This window comes from Mycobacterium dioxanotrophicus (assembly GCF_002157835.1).
Classification (GTDB): Bacteria; Actinomycetota; Actinomycetes; order Mycobacteriales; family Mycobacteriaceae; genus Mycobacterium; species Mycobacterium dioxanotrophicus.
Genome location: NZ_CP020809.1, coordinates 2,828,255 through 2,853,342, shown reverse-complemented (window position 1 = coordinate 2,853,342; position 25,088 = coordinate 2,828,255). Strand labels below are relative to the sequence as shown.

24 protein-coding genes are annotated in these 25,088 nt (G+C 68.7%); 5 read left to right on the top strand and 19 right to left on the bottom strand.

Translation table 11 applies throughout. The annotated features are described in order from the left end of the window. Nucleotides 1-32: 32 nt before the first annotated feature. The 3 genes from BTO20_RS13790 to BTO20_RS13780 are packed head-to-tail and all read right to left on the bottom strand — an operon-like array spanning nucleotide 33 to nucleotide 3,091. Nucleotides 33-1,574, bottom strand: a complete 1,542-nt coding sequence (locus tag BTO20_RS13790) for a tripartite tricarboxylate transporter permease (RefSeq protein ID WP_087076681.1) — start codon at nucleotides 1,572-1,574, stop codon at nucleotides 33-35. Next, nucleotides 1,575-2,099 carry a tripartite tricarboxylate transporter TctB family protein gene (locus BTO20_RS13785; protein ID WP_087076679.1) on the bottom strand — a complete coding sequence of 175 codons (525 nt, stop codon included), beginning with the start codon at nucleotides 2,097-2,099 and terminating at the stop codon, nucleotides 1,575-1,577. It abuts the gene before it with no gap. Further along, complete coding sequence (locus BTO20_RS13780) at nucleotides 2,096-3,091, bottom strand: Bug family tripartite tricarboxylate transporter substrate binding protein (RefSeq protein WP_087076677.1); 996 nt, start codon at nucleotides 3,089-3,091, stop codon at nucleotides 2,096-2,098. Before BTO20_RS13780 ends, BTO20_RS13785 begins: the two co-directional genes overlap by 4 nt. A gap of 63 nt (nucleotides 3,092-3,154) precedes the next feature. Here BTO20_RS13780 and BTO20_RS13775 point away from each other — a divergent pair, with 63 nt between their 5' ends. The 3 genes from BTO20_RS13775 to BTO20_RS13765 all read left to right on the top strand — a co-directional run bounded on the left by BTO20_RS13775 (nucleotide 3,155) and on the right by BTO20_RS13765 (nucleotide 6,786). Then, a complete protein-coding gene (locus tag BTO20_RS13775; RefSeq protein ID WP_087076675.1) occupies nucleotides 3,155-4,798 on the top strand; it encodes a sensor histidine kinase in 1,644 nt (547 codons plus the stop codon). Next, nucleotides 4,791-5,471 (top strand): response regulator, encoded by a 681-nt coding sequence (locus BTO20_RS13770; protein ID WP_087076673.1) that lies wholly within the window; start codon nucleotides 4,791-4,793, stop codon nucleotides 5,469-5,471. The genes BTO20_RS13775 and BTO20_RS13770 overlap by 8 nt, the downstream gene beginning before the upstream one ends. Before the next feature lie 70 nt (nucleotides 5,472-5,541). Further along, entirely contained in the window at nucleotides 5,542-6,786 is a 1,245-nt protein-coding gene (locus BTO20_RS13765) for a cytochrome P450 (RefSeq protein ID WP_087076671.1), read from the top strand. On the opposite strand, the gene BTO20_RS13760 is transcribed toward BTO20_RS13765, so the two are convergent. After that, the gene (locus BTO20_RS13760) at nucleotides 6,743-7,126 is read right to left on the bottom strand and encodes a DUF2784 domain-containing protein (protein WP_087076669.1); all 384 of its coding nucleotides are present in this window, start codon (nucleotides 7,124-7,126) and stop codon (nucleotides 6,743-6,745) included. The genes BTO20_RS13765 and BTO20_RS13760 overlap by 44 nt on opposite strands. A 45-nt stretch (nucleotides 7,127-7,171) precedes the next feature. On the opposite strand from BTO20_RS13760, the gene BTO20_RS13755 reads away from it, so the two are divergent. Further along, nucleotides 7,172-7,894: a type 1 glutamine amidotransferase gene (locus BTO20_RS13755; RefSeq protein ID WP_087082050.1), complete on the top strand. Its 723-nt coding sequence runs from the start codon at nucleotides 7,172-7,174 to the stop codon at nucleotides 7,892-7,894. A 27-nt stretch (nucleotides 7,895-7,921) separates the two neighbouring features. Beyond that, complete coding sequence (locus tag BTO20_RS13750) at nucleotides 7,922-8,605, top strand: phosphoribosyltransferase (protein WP_087076667.1); 684 nt, start codon at nucleotides 7,922-7,924, stop codon at nucleotides 8,603-8,605. On the opposite strand, the gene BTO20_RS13745 is transcribed toward BTO20_RS13750, so the two are convergent. The 15 genes from BTO20_RS13745 to BTO20_RS13670 form a co-directional block, all read right to left on the bottom strand. Continuing rightward, entirely contained in the window at nucleotides 8,602-9,042 is a 441-nt protein-coding gene (locus tag BTO20_RS13745) for a hypothetical protein (RefSeq protein WP_087076665.1), read from the bottom strand. The two genes, BTO20_RS13750 and BTO20_RS13745, sit on opposite strands and share 4 nt — an antisense overlap. 55 nt (nucleotides 9,043-9,097) lie before the next feature. After that, entirely contained in the window at nucleotides 9,098-9,922 is an 825-nt protein-coding gene (gene wag31, locus BTO20_RS13740) for a DivIVA-like cell division protein Wag31 (protein ID WP_087076662.1), read from the bottom strand. A 218-nt stretch (nucleotides 9,923-10,140) separates the two neighbouring features. Beyond that, the gene (locus BTO20_RS13735; protein WP_029368355.1) at nucleotides 10,141-10,431 is read right to left on the bottom strand and encodes a YggT family protein; all 291 of its coding nucleotides are present in this window, start codon (nucleotides 10,429-10,431) and stop codon (nucleotides 10,141-10,143) included. Between the two features lie 133 nt (nucleotides 10,432-10,564). Beyond that, complete coding sequence (locus BTO20_RS13730) at nucleotides 10,565-11,206, bottom strand: cell division protein SepF (protein WP_064945965.1); 642 nt, start codon at nucleotides 11,204-11,206, stop codon at nucleotides 10,565-10,567. Then, on the bottom strand, nucleotides 11,203-12,036 hold the full coding sequence (locus tag BTO20_RS13725) for a YggS family pyridoxal phosphate-dependent enzyme (protein WP_087082048.1): 834 nt from the start codon (nucleotides 12,034-12,036) through the stop codon (nucleotides 11,203-11,205). The genes BTO20_RS13730 and BTO20_RS13725 overlap by 4 nt, the downstream gene beginning before the upstream one ends. After that, on the bottom strand, nucleotides 12,033-12,752 hold the full coding sequence (pgeF, locus tag BTO20_RS13720) for a peptidoglycan editing factor PgeF (protein WP_087076660.1): 720 nt from the start codon (nucleotides 12,750-12,752) through the stop codon (nucleotides 12,033-12,035). The genes BTO20_RS13725 and pgeF overlap by 4 nt, the downstream gene beginning before the upstream one ends. A gap of 37 nt (nucleotides 12,753-12,789) precedes the next feature. Beyond that, nucleotides 12,790-13,944: a cell division protein FtsZ gene (gene ftsZ, locus BTO20_RS13715; protein ID WP_064945963.1), complete on the bottom strand. Its 1,155-nt coding sequence runs from the start codon at nucleotides 13,942-13,944 to the stop codon at nucleotides 12,790-12,792. Nucleotides 13,945-14,115: 171 nt separating this feature from the next. Continuing rightward, nucleotides 14,116-15,108, bottom strand: coding sequence for a cell division protein FtsQ/DivIB (locus tag BTO20_RS13705; protein WP_198344375.1), 993 nt, complete (start codon nucleotides 15,106-15,108; stop codon nucleotides 14,116-14,118). Next, nucleotides 15,105-16,550, bottom strand: coding sequence for a UDP-N-acetylmuramate--L-alanine ligase (gene murC, locus BTO20_RS13700; RefSeq protein ID WP_408632199.1), 1,446 nt, complete (start codon nucleotides 16,548-16,550; stop codon nucleotides 15,105-15,107). The genes BTO20_RS13705 and murC overlap by 4 nt, the downstream gene beginning before the upstream one ends. Nucleotides 16,551-16,588: 38 nt before the next feature. Then, the gene (gene murG, locus BTO20_RS13695; protein ID WP_408632198.1) at nucleotides 16,589-17,734 is read right to left on the bottom strand and encodes an undecaprenyldiphospho-muramoylpentapeptide beta-N-acetylglucosaminyltransferase; all 1,146 of its coding nucleotides are present in this window, start codon (nucleotides 17,732-17,734) and stop codon (nucleotides 16,589-16,591) included. 17 nt (nucleotides 17,735-17,751) lie between these two features. After that, complete coding sequence (ftsW, locus tag BTO20_RS13690) at nucleotides 17,752-19,383, bottom strand: putative lipid II flippase FtsW (RefSeq protein ID WP_087076654.1); 1,632 nt, start codon at nucleotides 19,381-19,383, stop codon at nucleotides 17,752-17,754. Between the two features lie 5 nt (nucleotides 19,384-19,388). Beyond that, nucleotides 19,389-20,870 carry a UDP-N-acetylmuramoyl-L-alanine--D-glutamate ligase gene (gene murD / locus BTO20_RS13685; protein ID WP_087082044.1) on the bottom strand — a complete coding sequence of 494 codons (1,482 nt, stop codon included), beginning with the start codon at nucleotides 20,868-20,870 and terminating at the stop codon, nucleotides 19,389-19,391. A gap of 10 nt (nucleotides 20,871-20,880) precedes the next feature. Next, a complete protein-coding gene (gene mraY, locus BTO20_RS13680; protein ID WP_087076652.1) occupies nucleotides 20,881-21,960 on the bottom strand; it encodes a phospho-N-acetylmuramoyl-pentapeptide-transferase in 1,080 nt (359 codons plus the stop codon). Continuing rightward, nucleotides 21,957-23,468, bottom strand: coding sequence for a UDP-N-acetylmuramoyl-tripeptide--D-alanyl-D-alanine ligase (locus BTO20_RS13675; RefSeq protein ID WP_087076650.1), 1,512 nt, complete (start codon nucleotides 23,466-23,468; stop codon nucleotides 21,957-21,959). The genes mraY and BTO20_RS13675 overlap by 4 nt, the downstream gene beginning before the upstream one ends. Continuing rightward, a complete protein-coding gene (locus tag BTO20_RS13670) occupies nucleotides 23,465-25,084 on the bottom strand; it encodes a UDP-N-acetylmuramoyl-L-alanyl-D-glutamate--2,6-diaminopimelate ligase (RefSeq protein WP_087076648.1) in 1,620 nt (539 codons plus the stop codon). The genes BTO20_RS13675 and BTO20_RS13670 overlap by 4 nt, the downstream gene beginning before the upstream one ends. Between the last annotated feature and the right edge of the window lie 4 nt (nucleotides 25,085-25,088).

Here is a 25,088-nt window from a genome sequence, read left to right as displayed (position 1 = left end):
CAGCCCCGCCCGGGCGATGCTGTGCTCGCCGGTCACAGATTGCCCGCCTTCGCCTTCTGATCCGCGTCGTCCTCGACGATCAGCAGGGTCTCCTCGCTGCGGTGCATCAGCCGCAGCACCAACGGCGCCAGCAGCAGGATCGCCATGAGCACGTACGTGGTGATCGCGACCGGTTCGGTGAACAGACTGCCCCAGTCGCCGCCGCCGAGCTGCAGGCTCTGGCGCAGTTGCCGTTCGATGCGCGGTCCCAGGATGACACCGATGATCAGCGGCAGCACCGGCAAGCCGAAGCGGCGCATCATGAGGCCGACCAGCCCGAACACCAACAGCAGTGCGAGGTCCAGCGGTTGCACGTTGACTGCCAACGCGCCCAGGGTCGCGAAGAACAGGATGCCCGCGTACAGGTAGGGCCGCGGCGTGCGCAGCAGCTTGGCCCAGATCGGTGCCAGCGGCAGGTTGAGCACCAGCAGCAGGAAGTTGCCGATGAACAGGCTCGCGATGAGCGTCCAGATCAGCAGCGGCTCCTTCTCGAAAAGGGTTGGCCCCGGCTGGATTCCGTAGGAGACGAACGCTGTGAGCATGACCGCCGCGGTGGCGTTGGTGGGCAACCCCAGCGACAGCATCGGCACCAGCGTGCCCGCGGCAGAGGCGTTGTTGGCCGCTTCGGGCCCCGCCACGCCTTCGATCGCGCCCTTGCCGAATTCCTCGGGATGCTTCGAGAGTTTCTTCTCGGTGATGTAGGACAGGAACGTCGGCAACTCGGCACCACCGGCAGGCAACGCCCCGAACGGGAAGCCGTACGCGGTGCCGCGCAGCCACGGCTTCCACGACCGGCCCCAGTCCTGCTTGCTCATCCACGGCCGGCCCACTGGGATCACCTCGGCGGGGCGCCGGCGCAGGTGCGCGGCCACCCACAGCGCCTCACCGAGGGCGAAGATCGCCACCGCGATAACCACGATGTCGATGCCGTCGGAGAGCAGCGGCAGGCCGAATGTCGCACGGGGCTGACCGGTGAGGAAGTCGATGCCGACGACGCCGATGGCCAGGCCCAGGAACAGGGAGATCGCGCCGCGCAGTTTGGACGCGCCCAGCACCGCAGTCACCGCGACCAGGGCGAACAGCATGATCGCAAGGTATGACGGGGCCCCGAGCGTGACCGCGAACCGCGAGATCGGCGGGGCGAACGCCGCCAGCAGTGCGGTCCCGATCGCTCCGGCGACGAACGATCCGATCGCCGCCGTGGCCAGGGCCTGGGCCGCTCGGCCGGCCTTGGCCATCTTGTTGCCCTCGATCGAGGTGATCACCGACGAGGACTCGCCCGGAGTGTTCAGCAAGATGGACGTGGTCGACCCGCCGTACATGCCGCCGTAGAAGATGCCCGCGAACATGATGAACGCCGCACTGGGGCTCACGTTGTAGGTCACGGGCAGCAGCAGCGCCACGGTCATGGCCGGACCGATACCCGGCAGCACGCCGACGGCGGTGCCCAGCAGCACCCCGATGCAGGCGTACAGCAAGTTCATCGGGGTCGCGGCCTGCTCGAACCCCTGCAACATCCAGTCGAAGTTCTCCATTTACAGAATCCCGTCCAAAATGCCTGCGGGCAGCGGAATTCCGAGCCCGGAGTAGAACCCGTAGAAAGTCAGGACCGACAGCACCGCGCCGATCGCGATGTTGCGGACGTAATGCCGGTTGCCGAGGATGGTTGCGGCACCACCAAAGAACAGCGCCCCGGCGATCGCCCAGCCCAGAGGCTGGACCAGCACGATCAGCAACACGAACAAACCGACGAGCAGCCCGACGGTGCGCCAGTCCCCCGGCGAGTTCGGGTCGACGTCCTCACCGGCGTCGGCCTCACCGACCGATCCGCGCGGGATTGCGATCGCCAGGACAACCGCCAGCGCGATCAGCACGGCACCGATGGCCATCGGAAAGAACTTGGGCCCCACCGGATCGACCTTCGCGAAGCCGTCGGTCAGGGTCAGGGCGTCGTAGATCAGATACGCCCCGACCGCGACCATCACCACGCAGACGAGGTACTGGGCCTTGTCGACCGGTCTGGCGACGTGATCCTCGTGCGGCTCTGGTACGGCGGTCATATCAGCCCCAACTCGGTGAGTGTCGACGAAACGCGTTCGTCCTGGTCCTTCAAGAACTGTTCGAACTGCTCACCGGTGAGGAACGCATCGGTCCAACCGTTCTTCACCAGCGCCTGCTTCCACTGCTGCGTGGCGTGCAAGTCTTCGAGCGCCTGCACCATCGCCTTTTTCGCGTGATCGGAAATGCCCGGTGGCGCAAGGACTCCGCGCCAGTTCGCGAAGGTCAGGTCGATCCCTGCCTCTTTGAGGGTCGGGGCGTCGATGCCCTCGACCCGCTCGGCGCTGGACACCGCGAGCACCCGCAGTTGGCCGGCTTCGATCTGGTCGATGAGTTCGCCCGGGCTGGAGGTTCCGACGGTGATCTTCTTGCCGAGCAGCGCGGTCAGAAGGTCACCACCGCCGTCGTAGGTGATGAAGTTGACTGATTTCGGCTGGACGCCAACGGCCTTGGCCAGTTCCATCGGGAACAGGTGATCGGGTCCGCCCGGTGACGAGCCACCGCCGATGGTGATCTTCGACGGATCGACCTTCCACGCCGCGACGAAATCCTGGATCGTCTTCAAGGGCGAATCGGCGGGGACGAAGACCGCACCCGGATCCTCGATCAGCTTCGCCAAAGCGGTTGCGTCGGAAGCCTTTATCCGCGAACCATTGGTGTAGGTGGCACCGACGACGCCGAGCCCCATCGTCATCATCAGGTCGTCGTTGCCCTTCTCGTTCATCAACCGCGCCATGGCGACCGTGCCGCCCGCGCCGATCACGTTGAACACCTCGATCCGCCCGGTGATGTCGGTGTCTTCCATGATCTTCACCGCGGTACGCGCGGTCAGGTCGTAGCCGCCGCCCGGGCTGTTCGGCACCATCATGCGCAGCCGGTGCAGTCCGCGGGCGTCGTCGTTGCGGGTCACCCCGCAGCCGGTCAGTGTGAGTGCCACGGCCAGCGCCAGGATCACCCCGAGCGCCGCCGTCAGGTGTCCTCGTCGACACGTCATCAACCGTCCCCAATCACTTGTGATGCTCAGCAATACTGAATCGTGACGTGACCCAGGTCACTGATGAGTTCGCAAAGGAAGTATTGGTCATTGAGTTCACGCTCGGCGATAGTGCGCCTGCTCCGGGGCCGGAGCCTCGCCGGCCAGTTCCTGGCCTTCCAACTGCTGGTCGTCGCGGTGGTGCTGGTCGCGGTCGCCGCGGTGTCGGTCGCGCAGTCGACGCGTGAATTCCGGGACGTCCGGGGCCAGCGCATGATCGCGGTGGCGGAGAACATCGCCTCGACACCGATCGTGCGGGACCGCTACCGCGATCCGTTCGCCGCCTCCACCCTGGCTCCCGACGTGGATCGGGCGGTCGCCCTCTCGGGGGCCGAGCTGGCCGAGATCATCGATCCCAGCGGCACGGTACGCGCGTCGTCGGATCCGCAGCGCCTGGGCAAGCGGATCGATCTGGGCTCCACCCGTGCCGACGAGGGTCGGGCGTGGTTCGGCGACAGCGACGTCGACGGCGCGCACAGTCTGGTCGGCCAGGTACCGATCCTGGCGCCCGACGGCGATGTGCTCGCGATCGTCTCGGTCAGCGAACGGTATCCGTCGTTATGGCAGCTGCTGGGCGGAGCCGGAGAACGTCTGCTGATCTATCTCGGTATCGGGGCTGCGCTCGGCCTCGTGGCGTCGTGGCTGCTGTCTCGACGCATCAAAAGGCACACCCGCGGCCTGGAGGTCGCCGAGATCGCCGGCCTGGCCGATCATCGGGAAGCGTTGCTGCACAGCATCCGCGAGGGCGTGGTGGCGGTGAACACCGACGGCGCCATCACGGTGCTCAACGACAGTGCCCAGGAACTGCTGGGCCTCGACGACAGCGCGGTGGGGCGCCGGGTCGACGAGGTCGGTCTGGATCCGACGGTTGCAGGGTTCCTGTTGGACGGCGCCGCAGGCCGTGACGAGGACGACGTGATCATCACCACCAGAACGCGGGTTCTCGCGCTGAACCGGCGCGCGGCGAGCAGTCAGGGCCAGCGCATCGGTACCGTCACCACCATGCGCGACAGCACCGAACTCGCTGCGCTGCAGGCACAATTGTCGTCGCACCGCAGTGTGACCGATACGCTGCGGGCGCAGACCCACGAATTCGCCAACCAGCTGCACACCATCTCGGGCCTGACCCAGCTCGGCGAATTCGACGCGGTGCGCGATCTGGTGGGGACCCTCACCCGGCGCCGTGCGGAGATCAACGACGCTGTGACCCAACATATTTCCGACCCGGCGGTGGCCGCGCTGCTGATCGCCAAGACCTCGCTGGCCGCCGAGAGCGGCGTCACCCTCACCCTGACCGGCGACAGTCACCTCTCAGCGCTCGACCCGGCCCTGGCCACCGACGTGATCACGCTGCTCGGCAACCTGGTCGACAACGCCGTGGACGTCTCGGTCGGCTCGACCGCCGCACAGGTGCGCATCCACATCGATGACGCCCACGGTCTGCTGCTGACCGTTGCCGACTCGGGTCCCGGTGTGCCCCAGCATCTTCGGGAGTCGATCTTTTCCCGCGGCGTCACCTCGAAACCAGACGTCCCGGGCGGGCGCGGAATCGGCCTTGCGCTGGTCCGGCTGGTGACCGCCCAACACGGAGGTACCGTCGAGATCAGCGACGGCACCGGCGGCGGTGCGGTGTTCACGGTCCGGCTGCCGGAGGCCGCCCATGTATGACGTGCTGGTGGTCGACGACGATTTCATGGTCGCCGAGATTCACCGCCGATTCGTCGAACGCGTCGACGGATTCCGCGCCACCGGTGTCGCCCGGACCGGGGCCGAAGCCCTGTCCGCGGTGGCCGAACTCAGGCCCGACCTGGTCCTGCTCGATGTGTATCTGCCGGACATGACCGGCCTGAACGTGCTGCACCGGCTTCGCGCAGACGGCAACCGGGTCGGGGTCATCATGATCACCGCCGCCCGTGAACTCGACACGGTGCGTGGGGCCTTGGACGGCGGCGCCGCGGACTATTTGATCAAACCGTTCGAGTTCGACCAGTTGCGGGCGAAACTGGTGGCCTACGCGGCCCGGGCCGACGCCCTGGCGACCGAGGGCGGCGCCGACCAGTCGATGATCGATGCGTTGTTCGGCGGTGCCGCCGCCGCCGCCAAGGCCACGCTCCCGAAGGGGTTGGGTGCCGAGACCGCCGGCCTGGTACTCGATGCCGTACGCGCCACCGGCGAGGTCTCGGCAGCCGAATGTGCTGAACTCGTAGGCATTTCGCGTGTCAGCGCGCGCCGCTACCTGGAGTACTTCCTCGGCACAGGGGCGCTCGAGCTGCGGCTGCAGTACGGCACCGGGCGCCCGGAGCGGCGCTACCGCGCGGTGTCCGCACCGACGGTGAGGTAGCGCGCTACTCACCCCGACGGCCCCCGACCAGCGCACCATCACAGTGGGGGTTGTTCAAGGGAAGGCTGCGATGACCACGATGACCGCGCCGACTATCCGACGCACCTACCCGGACGTGTTCGACGCGGGCCTGCCATCCGTCGCCTACGAGCACGCCGGCGACCCAGAGGAAGCTCACCGGCTCATCGCGCGAGCCCGCAGGAAGGCGCCGATCGCGATCGGGCCGCACGGTCCGGAGATCCTCAGCTATCCGTTGGTGCGTGCCGTGCTGCGCGACGACCGCTTCACGCCGCCCAAGGGATTGTTCCTGGCCGCGCAGGGCGTCACGTCGGGACCGCTGTGGGACCGCGCCGCGGCCAACCTGCTCAGCCTGGGCGGCCCCGCGCATCACCGGTTGCGCCGATTGGTGGCAAAGGCTTTCACTCCGAGGGCCGCCGAGCGGCTGCGCGGCACGTGTGTCGAGGTCATCACCGAGCTCACCGACCAGTGCGCGCCGGTCGGCGCCTGTGATGTCGTGGCCGACATCGCGCGTCGCTATCCGATCCCGGTCATCTGCGCCCTGCTGGGTGCGCCGCCGAGCGACTGGGACCTGATTTCGCGATGGGCCGACGACATCTTCAAGATGTTCAGTTGGAATGTCGACGGCAACGGGGCCGTCATAGAACAGGCCGGCTGCGAATTCGACGAATACATCGAAGCGATGGTGGCCGGGCGCCTGTTCACCCTCAGCGACGATCTGCTCTCCGACCTGATTCGCGCCGAGGTCGACGGCGACCGGCTCACCCACGCCGAGCTGCTGATGCTGGCCGGCGGTGTGCTGCTGGCCGGCACCGACACCACCCGAAACCAACTGGCCGCTGCGGTACAGGTGCTGTGCGAGCATCCTGCCGAGTGGCAGCTGCTGGCCGAACATCCGGAACTGGCACCGGTTTTCGTCGAGGAACTGATGCGGCACACGCCAATTGCGTTGGGCACCATCAGGATGGCCCGCGAAGATGTCGAGCTGGGCGGGGTGATGATCCCGGCCGGAACTGTCGTCGTCGCCAATACCGCTGCGGCCAACCGGGATCCGGATATCTATCCGGATCCGGACCGCTTCGACGTCACGCGCGAGCAGCCACCGGCGATGCTGACCTTCGGCGGCGGGGCGCACTATTGCCTGGGCTCGCACCTGGCCAGACTCGAGCTCACCCAAGCGCTCACCGTGCTGACCCGCCGGTGGCGCAACGTCCGGCTCGACGGTCCGGTCCGGTGGAAGCCGCTGACGGGCATCAGCGGCCCGATGGTCCTGCCGGTGAGCTTCGACGCCGCCTGATCAGCACCAGCGTCCACGACGCGACGACCAGTGCGAACACCGCCGCCTGGACCCCTACTATCCAGCTCGCGGGATAGAGCACGCCGGTGATGTAGTGCGCGATGAACCCCGCGGATGGCAGGGGCGGCATCCCCGCGCGGGCCCGCGCCCACCGCTCCAGCGCGGTGAGCGGGCAGGGCAGATCGAGTGCGACGCTGCCCAGACCCCACAGCACGGCCGCCACGTGCAGCGCGATCGTGCGCGGCCACCGACAGGCGATGAACCCGCCCAGCAAAAGGTAGGCGATGAAGCCGAAATGAACCGCGACGGTGAGGGCGACCAGCGCCGAGTACACCGTCATGGCCCCAGCCCCTGTTCACGGCAGCTTCGCGCGATAATGTGTGGCGTGACATCGAGAGTACTGTTCATCCGCAACGACCCGACGGCGCCCGAGGCGATGCTGGGCGATGCCTTCAGCGAATGTGGTTTCGAGATCGACACATTCGACGTGGTGCCTGCCGACCGTCTCGATTCGCCGGTAGCCGACGTGGAGTTTCCCGACCTGACCCGCTATGACGTGGTGGTCCTGTTGGGTGCGCGTTGGTCGGTGTACGACGAAACCCTGCGCGCCAGCTGGATGGGAACGTTGATGACCCAGCTGAAGGAGGCCTCCGACGCAGGCGTGGGCCTCTTCGGCGTGTGCTTCGGTGGTCAGTTGCTGGCGGAGACCTTCGGTGGGTCGGTCAGCAGGTCCGACTCACCGGAGATCGGCTGGTACGAGGTCACTACCGACGATCCCGAGCTGATCCCACCCGGTCCATGGTTCGAATGGCATATCGACCGCTGGACGGTGCCGCCGGGCGCCACCGAGATCGCCCGCAACGGCAACGCATCCCAGGGGTTCGTGCTGGGCCGGTCACTGGCCCTGCAGTTCCACCCCGAGCTCGATGCGACCGTGTTGGAGTACTGGCTGGCCGACGACCGCGACGGCTACGCCGGCAAGGTCGGCCGGACCCACGACGAATTGCGCATCGCGACAAAGGAACTGAGCGACGGCGCGGCGCAGCGCGTCCGCGCGTTGGTGCGCAGTTACCTGTCACGGGTGGTCGGCGACACGGCAGCGCCGTAGGGTGGTCACTGGAAGTCCAGATTCGCCATGTGTGCATGGGGCAGCGTTACCCGGCACGATGCCGGGCGGGTATTCCAGGACCGCCGCGAGGCGGGCCAGGTCCTGGCCCAGGAGCTGATGCCCTACCGCGGCCAGTCTGACGTGGTGGTGTTGGGTCTGGCCCGCGGCGGCGTTCCGATCGGCTGGGAAGTGGCGGCCGGTCTCCAGGCTCCGCTGGATGTGTTCCTGGTGCGCAAGCTGGGTGTGCCGCAGTGGCCCGAGTTGGCGATGGGCGCGCTGGCCAGCGGTGGCGGAATCGTCATCAATGAGCAGCTGGTGCAGCGGCTCGGGATCAGTCACGAAGACCTCGACGCCGCGATCGAGCGGGAGACGGCCGAGTTGACCCGGCGTGAGCAGGCCTATCGAGGTGGCCGCCCGCCCCCCGAGCTGGCCGGTCGAACCGTGATCCTGGTCGACGACGGCATCGCGACCGGTGCGAGCATGCTCGCCGCGGTACGGGCGGTGCGCGCCGCGCGCAGGCTGGTGGTCGCGGTACCGGTGGGGCCGACGTCGGCCTGTCAGGAGCTCGCCCGGGAAGCCGACGAGGTGGTGTGCGTGAGCACACCTACCGAGTTCTCGGCCGTCGGCCAGGCGTTCGCCGACTTTCACCAGGTCACCGACGACGAAGTGCGGACCCTGCTGGCAACACCGACCGTGAGCGCGTCGGACTAGCTCTTGTGTTCCTCTGCCGCTTCCTCGGCGGTGGGCTCGACGTCGTGCGCGTCGCCCTCCGCGGACTCGGCGGTCTCGTCCGACGCAGCGGACTCCGACTCAGCGGACTCCGACTCAGCGGACTCCGACTCAGCCGACTCCGGCTCGGCGGTTTCAGCGGTCTCGTCGGCGGATTCCGCGTCTGCGGCCGGCTCGGCCTGCTCATCGGGATAGTCCTCGACAGCGTCCTCGGTGGTCTCCGCGGCCGCCGGCGTCTCGTCGGCCGACTTCTCGGCGGCCCCACGTGAACGTTCCCGCAGCGCATCGACGATGAGCAGCACCACGCCGAGCACGCTGGCGCCGATGCACACCCAGGCGATCAGCTCGTTGCTGGTCACCACGGCGGTCACCAGCGCGGCCAGACCGATGACGGCAAGCACTAGCGCAATGATCAGCATCAATCAACCCTAGCTAGGTAGGTGGCCTGACGAACGGTCGCGTTCCGGTCAGGGGTCAGTTGTTGCCCCGGTTGAACTGGCCGAAACCGCTGGCGTCGCTGTTGGCGCTGGAATCGACCGGCGCAGCCAAACCGCGCTGACCGAGCTCTTCGAGCTGAGATTCCAGATAGGTCTTCAGACGCGTGCGGTATTCACGTTCGAACGTCCGCAGCTGTTCCAGCCGACCTTCCAGCACCGTGCGCTGCTGGTTGATGGTTCCCATGATCTCGGAGTGCTTGCGCTCGGCGTCGGCCTGCAGTGCGTCGGCCTTCTCCTGGGCCTGACGCAGCTGGGTCTCCGAGCGGGTCTGCGCGTCGGCCAGCATCGCGTCGGCGCGCTGCCGGGCCTCGGTGACCGTCGTCTCTGCCGTCTTGCGGGCGTCGCTGACCATGGCGTCGGCCTGTGCCCGCGCATCGGCGAGCATCTTCTCCGACTCGGCCTTGGCCGAACCGGTGAGCCGGTCGGCCGTGTCCTGCGCCAGGCTGAGCACGCGCGCGGCGCGGGCCGCGGTGTCCTCGTTGGTCGCCGCCGGGGCTGCCGGCGCAGCCGGTGCCTCGTAGACCGGCTTCGGCGCGGGGGCCGGCTCCGGCTCGGGCTCAGGCTCGTAGAGCGGGATCGACTTGGTCGGCTGAGCAGCGCCACCACCGGAGCGCGCGGATGCCAGCTCGGAGTCGAGCTCGGAGACGCGCTGCCGGAGATCGGCATTCTCTTCGATGAGTCGAGTCAGCTCATTCTCAACCAGATCGAGAAAGGCGTCGACCTCATCCTCGTTGTACCCGCGCTTGCCGATGGGCGGCTTGCTGAACGCGACGTTGTGGACGTCCGCCGGTGTGAGCGGCATTGTCTGCCCCCTTGGAGTCTTGGACCGTCAATCGATCTCGAAGTGTAGAGCCTGTTGTGTAGAGCCTTGTTTGGACGCAACTGGCGTCCATCCTGTCACACCAGAACCGGAGGTTGCAGTCGAGGCCAATTTTTAAGAACGAATTTCAATCTTCTTACGCGTTTTCGGACGCTCCGGCAAACGATCTCAGCGCAGGTGAAGCGCCGTGACCGGCCGGGTCAGCCCGCCGCCCCGAGCGCCAGTTGCATGCCGATGAACACCACGAGGAGCAGCACCATGATCGACAGATCCAGCCGGACCGCGCCGATGGTCAGCTGCGGGATGATGCGGCGCAACAACTTCACCGGCGGATCCGTGAGCGTCAGGATGACCTCCAGGATCACCACCGTCAGACCCTTGGGGTGCCAGTCACGACTGAACGACCGGATGAACTCGACAACGACCCGCGCGATGAGCAACAGCCAGAAGATGAACAGCGCGAAGAACAGGATCTCGAAGAGCAGCGACAACTGGGCCGACCTCACTCAGGCAGATGTATGACATTCGATACAGGTCGCCTCAGCGGTACAACCGGCCGATTGTGCGACGCTGCCAGCCTACCCGGCCGCCGGGTAGGGGCTGCGCACGCGAGGGGCTCGGGGGCTACTGGTAGGCGTAGAAGCCGGCCTCGGCGATCCGGCGGCGCTGCTCGGCACTGACGTCGACGTCGGCGGGCGACAACAGGAAGACCTTGGTCGCCACCTTGTCGAACGACCCGCGCAGCGCGAAGGCCAGCCCGGCGGCGAAGTCGACGAGTCGCTTGGCGTCGGCGTTGTCCATCGACACCAGATCCATGATCACCGGCGTGCCGTCGCGGAACCGCTCGCCGATGGTGCGGGCCTCGCTGTAGTCCTTGGGCCGCAGCGTGGTGATCTTCGACAGCGGGCTGCCCGCTTCGAACAGCTCGGCCATGCGCCGCGGGTCCATGGCCAGTGCGCCGCGGGTGGAGCCGGCCAGAGTGCCCAAACGCTGTGCCGGACGCTCGAATTCACGCGGGGTGCGCATGCGCGATTCGAACCGGGGTTCCTCGGCGTAGCCACCGCCCGGGTAGCCGCCGCGGTAGGCGGGGCCCTCGTCGAACTCACGGCCCTCGTAGCCGTAGCCCTCGTCCTCGAAGCGCTCTTCACGCGGGCGCCGGGCGTAGCTACGGGCGGCGCCACGGTCGTCGTCCTCGTAGTACTCGTCGTCGTAATCATCCATCGGCGCCATGCCGAAGTAGGCCTTGACCTTGTGCAGTGTGCTCATCTCGGCGACCCTTCTGCTGACCGTGGGAGTTGTGATGTCTGTGATGAAGATGTGACTGGTGTGACAACTGGTGGTGACGTTAGCGGCCGCCGTCCCATAAGCGCGGTACCGACACGCACACACGTCGAACCGTGTCGCACCGCAACCTCCAGGTCGTTCGACATCCCCGCAGACAATCCCAGGCGCTGCGGATAGTTCCGCTGCACCCGCTCCAACTCCCCTGCCAGCCGTGCGAAGGCCTCGTCAGGGTCGACTTCCAGCGGCGGTATCCCCATCAACCCGACGAACTCCAGACCCTTCGCGGCCTGGGCCGCCGCGCAGAGTTCGTCGACAAGAGCGGGCTGGCCGACATCGACCCCACCACGTTCGGTATCCCCGTCGAGGCTGATCTGCAGATAGACGCGCAGCGGCTCGGTCCGGACACCGCTCTCCAGCGCGCCGATGGCCCCGCGGTCCAGCGCACCGACGAGCCGGACGCTGTCGACGGAGTGCGCGGCGTAGGCCCAACTGGCCACGGCGCGAGCCTTGTTGCGCTGGATGCTGCCGACCATGTGCCAGCGAATCGGCTCGCCGGGCAATTCCTCGCGCACCGTAGCGACTTTCGCCGCCGCTTCCTGTTCGCGGGATTCACCGAATGCGTGACAACCTAAACGGTGCAAAATGAGAATATCGGTGGCCGGAAAGAATTTTGTAATGGGAAGTAATTCGATCTCATTGACATTTCGTCCGGCCGATTCGGCGGCCCGCGCCAGCCGCGCCCGCGCCGCTCCCAGCGCAGTGGTCAGTTCACCGACTCGATCGGCATCACGCGACTGCTGCTCGCTGCTCATCGGCGGCTCGACTCCATCCACACCAGCGACGCCAGGCGTCCCGTCGGTGCGTCCCGGCGATGACTGAACAACGTTCGGTCATCGACCGTACAGCGCGGATCCACGTCGACCGCACGGACGCCCAAATCCTTTAATTGCCGGGCTATTCCGGCACGCAGGTCCAATCCCGGCGTGCCCCGTCCCGTCGTGGTGCGGCTACCCGGCAAGGCCGCCTCCACCTCGTCGGCCATCTCGGCAGGCACCTCGTAGTTGCGGCCGCTGACCGCGGGGCCGAGCAGGACCGACACGTCCTGAATATGTGCGCCACCGGCCAGCATCGCCTCCAAGGTGCGCACCACGACGCCCAACTGCGCGCCCACCCGACCGGCGTGCGCCGCGGCGATGACACCCGCACGTGCGTCGGCCATTAATACCGGAACGCAATCCGCGGTCACGACCGCCAATGCCAAACCCGGGGTGGTGGTCACCAATGCGTCGGCATTATCGACCGCGGCGCCCGATTCGGGCGGAGCGGTCACGGTGACCACGCGGTCCCCATGGACCTGGTTCATCCAGACCACGGCGTCGGCACCGATGGCCTTGGCCAGCCGGCGACGGTTGGCCGAGACAGCGGCGGGATCGTCGCCGACGTGGTCGCCGAGATTGAAGGAGTCGAAGGGCGGGGCCGAGACACCACCGGCACGGGTGGTGGTCACCCGACGTATGCGAACACTCACAATCCCAGTATCCGAAGTCCGCAGTCGCGGGCCCGACTCAGTGCCGCATGAACGGCGGGACGTCGACATCGTCGTCAGCGATACCGCCGTCCCCGCCGATGCTGACCGTGGCCCCGTTGGTGTGCGCGGGAACGCTGACGGCATCCGTCGGCTCGAACAGCGACGTGGTCATCTTCCCGGAGCGGGCCGTCGCGATCGGCTGGGTCGGGGCCTGGCTCGGGCTGGTCACCGGCTTACGGCTGGGACCGGCCATGTCGAACCCGGCCGCGATGACGGTGACCCGGACCTCGTCGCCGAGCGAGTCGTCGATCACCGTGCCGAAGATGATGTTGGCCTCGGGGTGCGCGGAGTCCTGCACCAGGGAGGCGGCCTCGTTGATCTCGAACAGCCCCAGATCGCTGCCACCAGCGACGGACAGCAGCACGCCCTGCGCGCCCTCCATCGAGGCTTCCAGCAGCGGCGAATTGATCGCGATCTCGGCGGCCTTGAGCGCGCGGCCGTCGCCGCGGGCCGAGCCGATGCCCATCAGGGCCGTGCCCGCGCCGCTCATCACGCCCTTGACGTCGGCGAAGTCCACGTTGATCAGACCCGGCGTGGTGATCAGGTCGGTGATGCCCTGAACGCCGTTGAGCAGCACCTCGTCGGCACTGCGGAACGCGTCCATAAGCGACACCGCGGCATCGCCCATCTGCAGCAGCCGGTCGTTGGGGATCACGATCAGGGTGTCGCAGCTCTCGCGCAGCGCGGTGATGCCGGCCTCGGCCTGATTGCTGCGGCGCTTGCCCTCGAACGAGAACGGCCGCGTCACCACGCCGACCGTCAGCGCACCGAGCTTGCGCGCGATGGTCGCCACGACGGGCGCGCCGCCGGTGCCGGTGCCACCGCCCTCGCCCGCGGTGACGAACACCATGTCGGCGCCGCGCAGCAGTTCTTCGATGTCGTCCTTGGCGTCCTCGGCAGCCTTGCGGCCCACTTCGGGGTCCGCGCCTGCGCCGAGCCCACGGGTGGAATCGCGGCCGACATCGAGCTTGACGTCGGCATCGCTCATCAACAGCGCCTGGGCGTCGGTGTTGATGGCGATGAACTCAACGCCCTTGAGGCCCTGCTCGATCATCCGGTTGACGGCGTTGACGCCGCCGCCGCCGATGCCAACCACCTTGATCACTGCCAGGTAGTTATGCGGGGGGGTCATGGATCGTCTTCCTCCCTGGTTGGGGTGTTCGTGACGCCGAACCCCTCTCCTGCAAACCCTCAACCTCAACCATAGGCTTAGAGTTATGTCAAGTAGTTCCGCGCAAACAGAACGGTAGGGGGCCAACCCGCGCGAACGCGTCAGGCGCGCCGACGCGCCGCGCGGCAATTTCTACTTGACCGTCGGGAGGTCCGGGCTCGAGACGTCGTAGGTGTGACCGGGCTGAGTCAACAAAGCCGCGAGCTTCAAGGCCTTTTCGTCGGTCCGGTCGTTGGTGCCCCACACCACGATCCGACCGTCGGTGAGCGTCAACGTGATCGACGCCACGGACGGTGCGGCGATGCGGCCGACCTGCCCGGCCACGTCGGGCGGTAGAGCCAACATCACCTTGAGCGCGGCCAGGGTCGGCAGATCACTCGGTCCCGGGTTGTCGGTGTCCAGGTACGGCAGCGACAGCGGGGCCGGCCCGGTCGCGAAATCGACCCCGTCCCGGTCGAACAGGTGGGGGCCGTCCGGATAGTCCTTGACCACCACCGGAACTCGCTCGACCACGGTGATGCGCAGCGTCGACGGATACTCCCGCTGCACTCTGGCGGTGGCGACCCGCCGGATCGCGGCCACCCGTTCGGCGACCGCGTCGGTGTTCACCTGTAGCAGCGGCGTGCCGGACGGGACGCTCGCGGCGGCAAGTACCTCTTCGCGGCTCACTGTCGAGAGCCCGGCCACCACCACATCGCGGGCCGACATGATCGGTGTGAAGTACAGCAAGAGCCCGATCGCGACGGCCACCACGCTCGCCAGCGCCGTCCACAACAACACCTTGACGCCCCGAATCGCGCCCGAGGCAGGCACTTTCACCGATTCACCGGCGGACCCAACCACCCGGCGCTTGGCTTCCCGGCGGGCTTGTTCGATGGCTATCGCGCGATCGCGGGCCGCGCGCCGCTCCTCGCGTTCGCGTCGCGCGCGTCGGCGTGGACCCTCGTAATCTTCCGCCGCCGCAGGCGGCAAGTCGGCCCCGGCCGCCGCAGGCGGCAAGTCGGGCCCCGCCGCCTCGGGCTGCGACTCCGCCCCAACCGGTGGCGATTCGGCCTCATCCGGCCCGGCCTGTGCGGGTCCCTGTTCCTCGACGGCGTCGGCCGTTTCCGGATCAGGTCCGGTCACGGCGTGCCCTGTCCGTCGCGCCGGGGCGGCGCGCTGCGGTTCGACTTGATCTGCAACTCGGTGAGAATCTCGCTGCCCAGCATGGTGACATCGCCGGCGCCCATGGTGATCACCACGTCACCGGGACGGGCCGCGGCCGCGACCTCGGCGGCCACCGCCGAGAAATCCGGGACATAGGTCACCGGGACACCGACGTGCCCTGCGACCGTTGCGCCACTGACCCCGGCGATCGGCTGTTCCCGGGCGCCGTAGACGTCGAGGACGAAAACCTGGTCCGCGGCGTCCAGGGCTGCACCGAAATCACCCGCGAAAGTTGCTGTGCGCGAATACAAATGGGGTTGGAAAGCGACGATCAACCGACCGCCGGTCGCCGTCACCACCGAACGGGCCGCTGCAAGGGTGGCGCGCACCTCGGTGGGATGGTGCGCGTAGTCGTCGAAGACCCGGACGCCGTCGGTGCTGCCGACCAGCTCGAAACGCCGGCGCACCCCCTCGAATCCGGCCAGCCCGTCGAGGACCGCCTCGGCGGGTGCGCCGACGGCCACCGCGGCCAGCACCGCCGCCAGCGCGTTGAGTGCCATGTGCCGGCCGGGCACCGCGAGCCGGATCGCCCGCGGATGCGGCTCGCCGGCGAGTTGGATGTGCGCCACCGCGCCGGTCCCCTGCTGGTCCCAGCTGAGCAGCGTGCCTGCCAGGGCAGAAACTTCATCGCTCCTCGCGTGCGCACCGCCGGTGCTGCCGTAGCGCAACACCCGGATCCCGAGTGCGTCCGTGCGGTCGGCCAGGGCGGCGGCGCCCGGATCGTCGGTGCACACCACAAGGGTCCCGCCCGGCGCGATCCGCTCGACGAAGGAGTCGAACACCGCGACGTAGGCGTCCTCGGTGCCGAAGAAGTCCAGGTGGTCGGCCTCGATGTTGGTCACCACGGCAACGTCCGGGGTGTACTCCAGCAGCGAGCCGTCGCTTTCGTCGGCCTCGGCGACGAAGCAGCGACCACTGCCGTGATGCGCATTGGTTCCGGCCTCGCCCAGCTCACCGCCCACGGCGAAGGACGGGTCGAAACCGCTGTGCTGCAACGCCACGATGAGCATCGAGGTGGTCGTGGTCTTGCCGTGGGTTCCGGTCACCATCAGCGTGGTGTATCCGGCCATCAGCTTGGCCAGCACCACGGGGCGCAGGATCACCGGAATCCCGCGGCGGCGGGCCTCGACCAGCTCGGGGTTGGTCTTGGGGATCGCCGCGTGGGTGGTGACCACCGCGGTGGCGCCACCGGGCAGCAGATCCAGCGACGACGCGTCGTGGCCGATGCGGATCTGCGCGCCGCGGGCCCGCAGCGCCACCACGCCGCGCGATTCCTTGGCGTCCGAACCCGACACCATGGCACCGCGATCCAGCAGGATCCTGGCCACGCCGGACATGCCGGCTCCGCCGATGCCGACCATGTGCACCCGCTGCAGCTCGGCGGGTAGCGAATTGCCGTTCACTGCAGCTTCTTTCGTCTGTCGCGGGCCACATCCAGGGCGACCTGCGCCACCCTGCGCGCGGCATCGCGATGTCCCGACAGCGAGGCGGCCGCCGTCATCTGTGCCAGCCTGGTGTCGTCGGTCAACAGCCCGACGACCGTGTCGGCGACGAATTGCGGGCTCAGATCGGCATCGTCGACGAGTATCCCGCCGCCCGCGGCCACCACCGGCTGGGCATTGAGCCGCTGTTCACCGTTGCCGATCGGCAGTGGGACGTACACCGCGGGCAGCCCGACAGCCGTCACCTCCGCCACCGTCATCGCGCCCGAGCGGCAGATGGCCAGGTCGGCCGCCGCATACGCCAGGTCCATCCGGTCCAGGTAGGGCACCGCGCGGTACGGCGGCCGTTGCCCGCCAGGCGATTCCGGGAGATCGAGGGTGTTCTTGGGACCGTGCGCGTGCAGTACCGAGATGCCTGCCGCACCCAGTTCGTCGGCCGCCGCCGACACCGCCCGGTTGATCGACTGGGCACCCTGGGAACCGCCGAACACCAGCAGCACCCTGGCGTCCTCGGCGAAGCCGAAGTGGGCGCGCGCAGCCTGCCGCAGCGCCGCCCGGTCCAGCGACGTGATCGCCTCGCGGACCGGCATCCCGACCACCTCGACGCGGCGCAGGCCCGGATCGGGCACCGCCGAGAGCACCCGGCGCGCCGAAAGGGCGCCCACCCGGTTGGCCAACCCGGCGCTCGCGTTGGCCTCGTGGATCACCACCGGCACCCGCCGGCGCCGGGTCAGCTTGCTGCCGCGGGCCGCCAGATAGGCGGGCAGCGCGACGTAGCCGCCGAAGCCCACCACCACATCGGCGTCGACGTCGGCCAGCACCGCGCGGGTCTGACGGATCGCCGTGCGGACTCGTAGCGGCAACCGGGCCAAGTCGCCCGACGGTTTACGGGGCAGCGGCACGGGCGTGATCAGTTCGAGGTCATAGCCTCGCTCGGGCACCAACCGGGTTTCCAGGCCGCGGGCGGTCCCCAGCGCGGTGATCCGGACGTTCGGGTCGAGGGCGCGCAGCGCGTCGGCCACCGCCATCGCCGGTTCGACGTGGCCGGCAGTGCCGCCACCGGCCAGGACGACGGAAATCGCCTGATCGCTGGGTTCCGACATGCCCCGAGAAGCCTCGCTCACCCGTAACGCTGACCTTCCAGTGCTCGGGCCCGACGGCCCTGGTTCCGCTGGCCCGAACCATAGCGGACCGATGACGATGCCGCCCCAACCGGCTGGTCGGCGCGGGTGCGATCAGACCGGCGCGCCGTTCGATCGCCCGGTTGCGGCTTGCGCCGGTTGGCCACCGCCTTGCGGTCGGGGCGCCGGTCCATTCTGCGGTCGGGTTTGCGCTCGGGCCTGCGCTCCGGTTTGCGGTCGGCCTTGCGTGCCGGCTTGGCCTTGGCCTTGGCCGGCAACGCGGCCTTGCGGGTGCGCAACCGGTCCCGCGCCGATTCCAGCCGGGTCGGGACATAGGGCTCGGGCATCGGTAGCCGCAGCAGCCGGTTCACCCGGTCGTCGCGGCCCGCGCGCAGCGCGGCGACCGCCTCTGGCTCGTGCCGGGCCGCGTTGGTGATCAGGCCCATCATCAAAAGCGTTGTGGCCTGGGCTGATCCACCCGCCGATATCAGTGGCAGCTGTAGGCCGGTGATCGGCAGGAGGCCGACCACGTACCCGACGTTGATGAACATCTGGCCGACCAGCCACAGCGTGGTGGTCGCCGTGAGCAACCGCAGGAACGGGTCGGCCGAACGACGCGCGATCCGCATACCGGTGTAGGCGAACAGTCCGAACAGGGCGAGCAGGCCGACCGCACCGACCAGGCCGAGTTCCTCGCCGATGATCGCGAAGATGAAGTCGTTGTGGGCGTTGGGTAGATAATTCCACTTGGCGGTGCCCTGCCCGAGCCCGTCACCGAACACGCCGCCGTTGGCGAGGGCGAACCGCGCCTGCCGCGACTGGTAACCCGAGCCCTGGCCGTCCGCTGTGGGGTTCAGCCAGGACTGCACGCGGTCGGACCGGTAGCCGGCGGACACCGCGAGAACCGCAGCCGCCGCGACCGCAGCCATCAGTGACGTCACGAACACCCGCAACGGCAGGCCGGCGTACCAGAGCAGGCCGAGCAGGATGATGCCCATCGACACCGTCTGACCGAGGTCCGGCTGGGCCACGATGAGCGCGAGCGCGACGACCGCGCCGGGCACCAGCGGGATCAGCATCTCGCGCAGCGAGGCGTGTTCGAGGCGGCGGGCCGCCAGCAGGTGCGCACCCCAGATCGCGAACGCGATCTTGGCCAGCTCGGAGGGCTGCATGGAGAAGCCGGCGACCACGAACCAGCCGCGGGATCCGTTGGAGTAGGTGCCGATACCGGGGATCAGGACCAGCACCAGCGCCACGATCGTCAGGGCGAACATCGGGAACGCGAAGCGACGCATCGTCTTGATCGGCACGCGTAGCACGACATAGAACGCGATGAGTCCGACGACGGTCCACATCACCTGGCGGCCGAACACCGCCCACGGCGAGCCGTCCATGTCGTAGGAGTAGACGCCCGACGCCGAGAGCACCATGATCAGGCCGAGGGTCGTCAGCAACGCCGTGATCGCGATGATGAGGTGGAACGATGTCATCGGCCGGCCCAGCCAGGCCCCGAACCGCGTGCGCGGTTCCTTCACCGTCGCGGCCGACTCGGAGCTGCCCGCGGCCGGATCGGCGGCGGGCGCGACCTCACTCCCCTTGCCCCGGCGCAACCGGTTGAGGATGTTGCCCACAGCAGCTACCCGGTGACGGCACGCACGGCCGCAGCGAACATATCGCCACGCTGGTCATAGCCGCTGAACTGATCGAACGATGCTCCGGCCGGGGCCAGCAACACCGTGTCGCCGGGCCTCGCCAGCTGGCGGGCGGCGTCGACTGCGGCGGCCATGACAGCTTCGGAGACCGGCCGCTCCGCCACATCGATCACACGAGTCACATGATTACCAATAGACCCACTAGTCTCAAGCACCCCAGAATCCTCCCCCGTCACAAGCTCGACGACGGGGACATCCGGTGCGTGTCGCGATAACGCCTCGGCAACCGTTCGGCGGTCACGACCGAGCACAATCGCGCCGGCAAGCCGGCTCGCGACGTGTCGTACCAGCTCATCGACCGAAGCGCCCTTGAGTAGACCGCCGGCGATCCACACCACCCTCGGGTAGGCGGTGATCGACGCCTGCGCGGCGTGCGGATTGGTGGCCTTCGAATCGTCGACGTAGCGCACGTCGTCGACGGTCCCGACCTCTTCGGCCCGGTGCCTGCCGACCCGGAAGGACGCGAGTGCGGCCGCGATGGCCTCGGGCGGTACGCCGACGGCCCGCGCCAACGCCGCCGCTGCGAGCGCGTCGAGCACACCGACCGGGCCCGCGACCCCGATGCTCGCCGCGTCAGCCAACTCGACGTCGTCGCCGAAGGCCCGGTCGACGAGCTTGCCGGCGCGCACCCCGAGCTCCCCCGGCGCGGGCTCGGCGAGCCGGAAACCGACCCGCACGGGCGCAGCTGCGGAACCGAGTAGCCCGGCGGCGACCGGGTCGTCGAGCCCCACGACGGCCACCCCGCCGTCGAGCACGCGAGACTTGTCCCGCGCGTAGGCATCCATCGACCCGTGCCAGTCGAGATGGTCCTCGGCAACGTTGAGCACCACACCGGCCTCGGGGCGCAGCGAAGGCGCCCAGTGCAGCTGGAAGCTCGACAGCTCGACGGCCAGTAGCTCGGCGGGCTGATCGAGCACCGCCAGCACCGGGTCACCGATGTTGCCGCACAGCACGCTGCGTCGCCCGCCCGCCAGCAGCATCTCGTGCAGCATCGAGGTGGTCGTGGTCTTGCCGTTGGTCCCGGTGACCACCAGCCAGCGTCGCGGTGGGCCGAAACATCCCGCCGCATCCAGCCGCCAGGCCAGCTCGACGTCACCCCAGATGGGCACGCCCGCAGCCGCCGCGGCCGCCAGCACCGGCGCGCTCGGGGGAAAACCCGGACTCGTCACCACCAGCGCGTAATCAGCGATCGCCGCGACCGCCCCGGCCGGATCCACCACGGCCACACCCTCGTCCGCGTACGACCGCAACGCCTCGACGTTGTCATCACACAGCGTGGCGGCGACCCCCAGCGGCGCCAGAACCGTCAGCACGGCCCGGCCGGTGATGCCCGCGCCGGTCACCAACACCGGCGCCCCCGCGGTCAACGGCGCGGGAAGTTTTCTGTCCTCCTCGCGTACGGGCAACCCGACCACGTCAGGCCCCGACAGCGGTCAGCCATTCGCTGTAGAACAGCGCGACGCCAAGTCCGCACGCGATCGCCGTCAGCAGCCAGAACCGGATGATCACCGTCGTCTCAGCCCATCCGACCAGCTCGAAGTGATGATGGAACGGCGCCATCCGGAACACCCTGCGGCCCGTCGTGCGGAACGCGAGGATCTGCACCACGACCGAGGTGACCTCGGCGACGAACAACGCACCCAGGACCACCGCGAGGATCTCGGTACGGCTCATCACCGACAGGCCGGCGATGATGCCACCCAGGGCCAGCGAGCCGGTGTCGCCCATGAAGATCTTGGCCGGGGCGGCGTTCCACCACAGAAAGCCGATACAGGCGCCGGCCGACGCCGCCGCGATCAGTGCCAGGTCCAGCGGGTCACGCACGTTGTAGCAACCCAGTCCGGGTGCGGTGGCACAGGCATTGCGGAACTGCCAGAACGTGATCAGCACGTACGCCGCACAGACCATCGCCATCGCACCGGCGGCCAGACCGTCCAGGCCGTCGGTGAAGTTCACCGCATTCGACCAAGCGCTGACGATCACCACGCAGAACAGCACGAACACCCACGACGCCAGCGTGACCGTGGCGATCTCACGCACATAGGACAGCTCGGGACTGGCCGGCGTCAGGCCGTCGTTGTTGCGGAACTGCAGGGCCAGCACGCCGAACAACACCGCGGCGAGCAGCTGACCGACCGTCTTGGCGGTCTTGTTCAGCCCCAGGTTGCGCGACCGCCGCAGCTTGATCAGATCGTCGAGGAAACCGACACCGCCGAGCATGGTGGCCAGGCCGAGCACCAGCATGCCCGACGCCGACGGACCGTCGCCGCCCATGGCCATGCCGACCAGGTGGGTGCCCAGGTAGCCGGCCCAGATGCCGGCGACGATGGCCACGCCGCCCATCGACGGGGTGCCCCGCTTCTTGGCGTGGCTGGCCGGGCCGTCTTCCCGAATCTCGTGGCCGAGCCCCCGCTTGGTGAACAGCCGGATCAACGCCGGGGTCAGCAGAATGGAGACCGTCAACGCGATGCCGACGGCGATGAGGATCAACTTCATCGGCTGCCTCCGGAGTCAGAAGCGATGGCGTCGGCCAGCGCCCCGAGCCCCGCCGAATTGGACGCCTTCACCAGCACCACGTCCCCCGGCTGCAGCTCGGCACGCAAAAGCTCCAGTGCGGCATCCGCGTCGGCGACCATCGTGGACTCCGCACCCCACGAACCCTCCATTACCGCCCCGTGGTGCATGGCGCCCAACGACCTCCCGGTTCCGACGACGATGAGTCGAGAAACATCTAAGCGCACAGCCAGCCGGCCGATGCGATCGTGCTCGGATATCGCGTCCTCGCCCAACTCGGCCATCTCACCGAGCACCGCCCAGCTGCGCCGCCCGGTGCGGCGGTCGCCGGTCTTGTCGCTGGCCATCCACGCCAGCGCCTTCAGGCCGGCCCGCATCGAATCCGGGTTGGCGTTGTAGGCATCGTTGATGACCGTCACGCCGTCGGCGCGGGTGCTCACCTGCATGCGGTGCCGCGACACCGGCCCGGCCCCCGCCAGCGCCGCGGCGACCTGCTCCAGCGTCGCCCCGCATTCCAGGGCCACCGCCGCCGCGCTCAACGCGTTGGAGACCTGATGGTCCCCGTGCACCGCCAAGGCGATCTCGACCTCACCGTCTGCGGTGTGCAGGGTGAACCGCGGACGGGCCAGCTCGTCGAGCGTGACGGGACCGGCCCACACGTCCACCGTCGTTCCCGGCTCGCGCGACACCCGCACCACCCGCGCGTCGGTCAGCGCGGCCATCGCCGCAACCGCGGTGTCGTCAGCATTGAGCACCACCACACCGGAACTCGGAACCGCTTGCGGCAGTTCACCTTTCGTCCGGGCGATGACCTCACGCGAGCCGAACTCGCCCAGATGCGCGGTACCGACGTTGAGGACCACGGCGATCGACGGCCGGGCGATCGCGGCCAGCGCCGCGATATTGCCGGGATGCCGTGCCGACATCTCCAAGATCAGATAGTCGGTGTCTGTGGTGGCGCGCAGCACCGTCCACGGATGGCCGAGCTCGTTGTTGAACGACCCGGGCGGGGCGACCACCTCACCCAGCGGGGACAGCACCGCCGCCAGCAGATCCTTCGTCGAGGTCTTACCGGACGACCCGGTGACCCCGATGATCTTCAGCCCGCCTTCGGACAATTCGACGGCCACCGCGGCAGCCAGCCGAGCCAGCGCCGCCAGCACCGCCGCCCCAGAACCGTCGGTGTCATGTTCGAGCGCGCCCGACGCCGCGTCGGCCGCCCCGGGTTCAGGCCGGACGACAATCGCCGGTACCCCGACCGGCCGCGCCGCGAGCACCGCGACGGCACCCGCCGCCACTGCCGTCGCGGCGAAGTCATGGCCGTCCGACCGGGCCCCCGGCAACGCAAGGAACAATCCACCCGGGCCGACGGCTCGCGAATCGAACTCGACGGTGCCGGTGACCCGCGTCTGCTCCGCCTGCTCGGCGGTGATGTCGGCCAGCTCCCCGCCCACGATCTCGGCGATCCTGGCGACACTCATCTCGATCATGCGCCCGACTCCCCTGGCTCCCCGACCCGCTGTGTCCCTGCCTGCAACTTCTCCAGTGCCGCCGCCAGCTCGTCGCGATCGTCGAACGGCCTGGTCTGCCCACCGCCGGTCTGCCCGGACTCATGGCCCTTGCCCGCGATCAACACGATGTCGCCCGGCCGCGCCCACGCCACGGCGTGCTCGATGGCTGCCCGCCGGTCACCCACCTCGACCACCTCGGCGGCTCCTGCGGCAGCGCCGGCCATGATGGCGGCCCGGATCGTCGCGGGATCCTCGTCACGCGGGTTGTCGTCGGTGACGACCACCAGGTCGGCCAGGTCCGCGGCCACCCGGCCCATCGGCTCACGCTTGCCCGCGTCGCGGTTGCCGCCCGCCCCGAACACCACGGCCAGCCGGGCGCTTTCGCCGCTCGCCCGAATCCCTTCCCCCGTCGCTGCGCTCGCCCGAAGCTCTTCCCCCGTCGCTGCGCTCGCCCGAAGCGTGTGCAGCACCGCCTCCAGCGCACCCGGCTTGTGCGCGTAATCGACCAGCGCAAGGAACGGCTGCCCACGATCGATGGCCTGCAGCCGGCCCGGAACGGCCGCGTCACGCAGCCCGGGCGCGGCCTGCTCCGGCGAGACCCCGACCGCGTCGAGCAGCGCCAGAGCCAGCGCGGCGTTGGCCACGTTGTAGCCGCCGGGCAGCCCGATGCCGAGTTCGTGATGCACACCGGCCGGGTCGGCCACGGTGAATTCCTGGGCGCCTGGCCCCGCCGCGGCGACGGCCTGCACGGCCCAATCGGCGGAACGGCCGGTCGCGCTGACCGTCACCGGATCCTCGGCGCGCTGGGCCATGGCACGTCCGGCCTCGTCGTCGACGCAGATCACGGCCGCGGCCGCGTGATTGGGCGATGCGGGATCGAACAATCGGGCCTTGGCCTCGAAGTAGTCCTGCATCGTCGGATGGAAATCCAGGTGATCGCGCGAGAGGTTGGTGAACCCGCCGACCGCGAACCTCAGCCCGTCCACCCGACCGAGTACCAACGCGTGGCTGGACACCTCCATCACCACGGTGTCGACCCCTCGCTCGACCATGACGGCCAGCAATGCCTGCAGATCGGGCGCCTCCGGGGTCGTCAGCGCGCTCGGCAGGTCATTGCCGTCGATCCGGACTCCGACGGTGCCGATCAGGCCCGCCACCCGGCCCGCGGCCCTCAGCCCCGCTTCCACCAGATAGGTGGTGGTGGTCTTGCCCGAGGTTCCGGTGACACCGATGACCCGCAACCGGTCGGCCGGGTTGCCGTACACGGCGGCCGCCAGCTCGCCGAGAACAGATCTCGGGTCCGGATGGATCAGTACCGGCACGCCGGGTAGGTCGGCGAGTTCGGCGACGCCGGTCGCGTCGGTCAGCACGGCCACCGCGCCGCGCGCCACCGCGTCGGCGGCGTAACGCGCGCCGTGGGCGGCCGAACCCGGCAGCGCGGCAAACAGATCGCCGGGCCGGGCATCCTGGCCACGCAGCGTCACACCGGTCACCCGGAGCTCGGGTAATCCGGACGCACCTGAGGGAACAGCCTGGATCTGTTCGGCGAGCGACGCGAGAAGTTCGCCGGCGGAATGACTGGGACGCGGCTTCATGGCC